The sequence below is a fragment of the Elioraea sp. genome (assembly GCF_051860475.1).
GTDB lineage: Bacteria > Pseudomonadota > Alphaproteobacteria > Acetobacterales > Acetobacteraceae > Elioraea.
Genome location: NZ_JBHYDW010000223.1, coordinates 1 through 4,432, shown reverse-complemented (window position 1 = coordinate 4,432; position 4,432 = coordinate 1). Strand labels below are relative to the sequence as shown.

Below are 4,432 nucleotides of genomic sequence, written 5' to 3'. Positions count from 1 at the left end.
GTCGAGCCCGAGCCGGAGGATCCGGACGAGATCGACCGCGCGTGGGAGGACGCCCCGGTGACCTTCGGCCCGGAGAACGACCCCAACCGGGACGGGGCGCGCGCCAAGGTGGCGGCGATGATCAAGCGGCTGCGTGCCACGCGCGCCGCGACCAAGAGCTGAAACGGAGGACCGCGCCATGGGCGCCTGGGGCGTCTTCACCGACTACCTGCACGACTTCCTGTTCGGCATCTACCCCTATCTCTGCGCCGGCGTGTTCTTCGTGGGCAGCCTGATCCGCTTCGACCGCGACCAGTACACGTGGCGCACGGGATCGAGCCAGATGCTGCGCGCGCGCCAGCTCCGCTGGGGCTCGAACCTGTTCCATGTCGGCATCCTCGCGATCTTCTTCGGCCATCTGTTCGGCCTGCTGACACCGAAATGGGTCTACGAGGCGGTCATCACGGTGCAGCAGAAGCAGATGATCGCCATCGGGCTGGGCGGCGTGTTCGGCACGATCTGCTTCATCGGGCTGACGCTGCTGCTGCACCGCCGCCTCTACGATCCGCGCATCCGCCGCACATCGACCGGCGTGGACATCGCGATCCTGATCCTGCTCTGGGTGCAGCTCTCGCTCGGTCTGATCACGCTGCCGTTCTCGCTCGGCCACCGCGACGGCGCGATGATGGTGCAGCTCTCGATGTGGGCGCAGCATATCGTGACGTTCCAGGCCGGAGCGGCCGACTTCGTGCGCGGCACCGACTGGCCGTTCCAGCTCCATATCGTGATGGGCATGACGCTGTTCCTGCTCACGCCGTTCTCGCGGCTGGTGCACATCTTCTCCGCGCCGGTCTGGTACCTGTTCCGCTCCTGGCAGATCGTGCGCCGGCGCGGCGGCGCGACCCGCCGGCCCGGACCGGTCGCGGCACCGCGCCCCACTGCCGCCGAGTGAGCGCGATGACGGTGCGCGTCAACGACACGGTGATCGGCGAGCGCGAGATCGCGGCCGAGATGCAGCACCATCCGGCACCCTCGGCGGAGGCGGCGTGGCAGGAGGCGGCGCGCGCGCTGGTCGTGCGCCGGCTGCTGCTCGACGAGGCGGCGGCGCGCGGCATCGAGGCCGAGGCGGAGGGCGATCTGCTGCCCGACGAGGCGGTGATCGAGGCGCTGCTTGAGCACGTGATCGCCGTGCCGGAGGCGGACGAGGCGACGCTGCGACGCTGGTACGAGGCGAATCGCGGCCGCTTCCGCACCAGGGAGCTCTGGGAGGCGAGCCACATCCTGCTCGCCGCCGATCCCGACGACCGGGACGCGCGGGCGTCCGCCGAGGCGCGCGCGAAGGACCTGCTCGCGCAGGTGCTGGCCGATCGCGACAGCTTCGCCGCCCTGGCGCGCGCGCAGTCCGACTGCCCCTCGGCCAAGGACGGCGGACGGCTCGGCCAGGTCACGCGCGGCAGCCTCGTGCCGGAGATCGAAACGTTCCTCGCCGCGATGGCACCGGGCCAGATCTGCCCGGTGGTGGCAAAGAGCCGCTACGGCATGCACATTCTCTGGCTGCACCAGCGCGCCGAGCCGCGCGAGCTGCCGTTCGAGGCGGTGCGCGGGACCGTCGCGCGGTATCTGCACGATGCCTCCTGGCGCCGCGCGGTACACCAGTTCATCGCCGTGCTGGCTGGCCGCGCGCGCATCGAGGGCATCGACATGGAGGGGGCCGCGACGCCGCTCGTGCAGTGACCACGCCCGACGCCGCACTCGCCCGGCTGGTGCTGGGGTTCGAGCGCTTTCGCGCGGCCTATTTCGAGACCGACCACTCGCTGTTCGACCAGCTCGTGTCGGAGGGGCAGCGGCCGAAGGTGATGGTGGTCGGCTGCTGCGACAGCCGCGCCGATCCGCAGATGATCACCGATTCCGGCCCGGGCGACCTGTTCGTGGTCCGCAACGTCGCCGCGCTGGTGCCGCCCTACATGCCGGACGGGCGGCTCGCCGGCGTCTCCTCGGCGCTCGAGTTCGGGGTGAAGGGGCTCGAGGTCGGCCATATCGTCGTGCTCGGCCACGCGATGTGCGGCGGCGTGCGCAGCCTGATGGAGTACGGCGACGCCGATCCGCGCTTCGAGTTCATGGGCCGCTGGGTCGGGCTGCTCGCCGAGGCGCGCGAGGAGGTGCGCAGCCTCGTGACCGAGGCCGAGCCTGCGCTGCTCGCCCGCTACGCCGAGCAGGCATCCGTGCTGGTGTCCCTGCGCAACCTGAGCAGCTACCCCTGGATCGCCGAGCGGGTCGAGGCCGGGCTGCTGGCGTTGCACGGCTGGTACTTCGACTTCACCTGGGGCGTGCTGATGGCGGCGGAGACCCCGCGCGGGCCGTTCCGCCAGATCGATACGGCGCAGCTTCCCCGCGCTGCCGTCGGCGGGGCGCCATGAACGCCTCGGCGGCGCTGCGCCGCGCCGCGGAACGGCCGCGGGTCGCGCTGTTCGGGCACGGCTTCCGCCCCTTCTTCCTGCTTGCGGGCGTCTGGGCCGTGCTGGCGATGCTGGTCTGGGTCGCCGCGCTGCACGGCGCTGTGCTGCCCGAAGGCCCGCTGCCGATCGCGCGCTGGCATGCCCATGAGCTGATCGCGGGCTTCATCGGCGCCGCCATCACCGGCTTCCTGCTGACCGCCGTGCCGAACTGGACCGGGCGGCGCGGCTACGCGGGCGCGCCGCTCGTGCTGCTCGTCGTGCTCCACCTCGCGGCGCGGCTCGTGCTGCTGCCTGGCTCGCCCGCGCCGGCGGAGGCGGCCGCCGTGATCGCGGCCCTGCCGCTGCCCGCGCTGCTGCTCAGCGTGCTGCCGGCTCTGATCAGGGCCGGCGCGCCGCGGCTGTACGGCCCGCCGGCGCTGGTGCTGGCGTTCTGGGCCGGCGACCTGCTGATGCTCGCCGAGACCGCCGGCTGGACCACCGACACCTTCGCGACCGGGCAGCTCCTGTCGCTGAACGTCGCCCTCGCCCTGGTCGGACTGATCGGCGGGCGGATCGTTCCTTCCTTCACCCTGAACGCGCTGCGCCGCGCCGGCGCGGCTCCCGCCACGCCGCCTTTCCCCTGGATCGACCGCGCCGGCGTGATCGCGCTGATCGGCGTGGTCGCCATCGATCTCGCCGCACCGGGCTCGCTGCTCGGCGGCGGCGCCGCCGCGGTCGCCGCCGCGCTGGCGCTGACACGGCTCGTGCGCTGGCACGGCCTCGCGACGCTCGGCCAGCCGATCCTCTGGGTGCTCCACCTCGCCTCTCTGCTTGTCCCGGCCGCGCTCGGCACCAACGCCGCGTTCCTGCTCGCCGGCGCGCCCTGGGCCTCGGCCTGGCTGCACCTCCAGGCCAGCGGGGCGATCGCGCTGATGATCCTCGCCGTCATGACGCGCGCGACGCTCGGCCACACGGGGCGCGACCTGGTCGCGTCGCCGCTTGCCGCCGCGGCCTATGTGCTGATCCCGGCGGCCGCGCTCCTGCGCGCCTTCGGCGCGGAAATCCTGCCGTACATGGCAGCCCTCGCGGTCGCCGGCACGGCCTGGCTCGCTGGCTTCACGCTGTTCCTGATCGCCTTCGCGCCGATGCTGATCGCACCGCGGCCGGACGGCAAGCCGGGCTGACCGCGCGCGGCGCGCGCGGGCCTCTCGCGCCGGTCGTTGCCGGTGACGATCGGCGCATCGGTGACCGGCGGTCCATGTCCAGCTCAGCGCGGCAGCGTTCGACCCTCGGCGGCCGAGGCGATCAGATGCGCGAGCACGGCCGCGCGCGGCACGATCGAGGACACCTCGACCGTCTCGCGCCGGCTGCACGTGTCATGCGCCACCGCGCCGAGCCCGTCCAGCGTCGGCACGCCAAGCCCGGCGGCGAACGAGCCGTCCGACCCGCCGCGCGCGATCACGTCGTGGACCGGCTGGCCGAGTGCGGCGCACGCCTCCTCGGCCCAGGCATAGAGCCCGCGCGTGCCCGCGCTGGTCGGGAAGGGCGGCCGGCCGAAGCCGCCGGCGATCTCCACCGTCACGCGCGGGTCAGCGGGTGGATGCGCGGCGATCGCGCGCACCGCCGCAAGCAGCGCCTCCGAGCCGGCGGCATCGGGGGCGCGCAGGTCGAGATGGATCTCGGCCTCGCCCGGCACCACCTGGCGCGCAGCCCCGCCGCGGAAGATCCCCACCGTCGCGGTGAGCCCGCGCGCGGGATCGCTCAGCGCCTCGAGCGGGCCGACCAGTGCTGCGAGCGCCGCGACCGCCGAGGCGCCGTGCTCGCGATAGCTGCCGCAATGCGCGGTCACGCCCGTCGCCCGGAGATACACCGCGCCCACCGCGCCGCGCCCCACCACCACCCCGCCGCCCGGACGGCAGGGTTCGAGCGTCAGGCAGAGATCGGCGCGCCGCGCATGTGACTCGATCCAGTCGCGGCTCTGCGGGCTGCCGATCTCCTCGTCCGGCACGATCAGCATC

5 protein-coding genes are annotated in these 4,432 nt (G+C 73.4%); 4 read left to right on the top strand and 1 reads right to left on the bottom strand.

Features of this window, described 5'->3' with window-relative positions; genetic code table 11:
• Positions 1-178: 178 nt before the first annotated feature.
• Genes narI through ACTIFU_RS22595 form a run of 4 tightly spaced genes read left to right on the top strand, consistent with a single transcriptional unit; the run spans position 179 to position 3,598 of the window.
• Complete coding sequence (gene narI, locus ACTIFU_RS22610) at positions 179-931, top strand: respiratory nitrate reductase subunit gamma (protein ID WP_439580581.1); 753 nt, start codon at positions 179-181, stop codon at positions 929-931.
• 5 nt (positions 932-936) lie between these two features.
• Complete coding sequence (locus ACTIFU_RS22605) at positions 937-1,713, top strand: peptidylprolyl isomerase (protein ID WP_439580580.1); 777 nt, start codon at positions 937-939, stop codon at positions 1,711-1,713.
• A complete protein-coding gene (locus ACTIFU_RS22600; protein WP_439580579.1) occupies positions 1,710-2,396 on the top strand; it encodes a carbonic anhydrase in 687 nt (228 codons plus the stop codon). Before ACTIFU_RS22605 ends, ACTIFU_RS22600 begins: the two co-directional genes overlap by 4 nt.
• Positions 2,393-3,598, top strand: a complete 1,206-nt coding sequence (locus tag ACTIFU_RS22595) for an NnrS family protein (protein WP_439580578.1) — start codon at positions 2,393-2,395, stop codon at positions 3,596-3,598. The genes ACTIFU_RS22600 and ACTIFU_RS22595 overlap by 4 nt, the downstream gene beginning before the upstream one ends.
• A gap of 83 nt (positions 3,599-3,681) precedes the next feature.
• Here ACTIFU_RS22595 and ACTIFU_RS22590 read toward each other — a convergent pair.
• On the bottom strand, positions 3,682-4,432 hold a 751-nt coding region (locus ACTIFU_RS22590; protein ID WP_439580577.1), incomplete at its 5' end, for a M20/M25/M40 family metallo-hydrolase.

Excerpts from the sequence above, each read along its gene's own strand:
- narI (WP_439580581.1), top strand. The coding sequence starts at position 179 with ATGGGCGCCTGGGGCGTCTTCACCGACTACCTGCACGACTTCCTGTTC.
- ACTIFU_RS22605 (WP_439580580.1), top strand. The coding sequence starts at position 937 with ATGACGGTGCGCGTCAACGACACGGTGATCGGCGAGCGCGAGATCGCG.
- ACTIFU_RS22595 (WP_439580578.1), top strand. The coding sequence starts at position 2,393 with ATGAACGCCTCGGCGGCGCTGCGCCGCGCCGCGGAACGGCCGCGGGTC.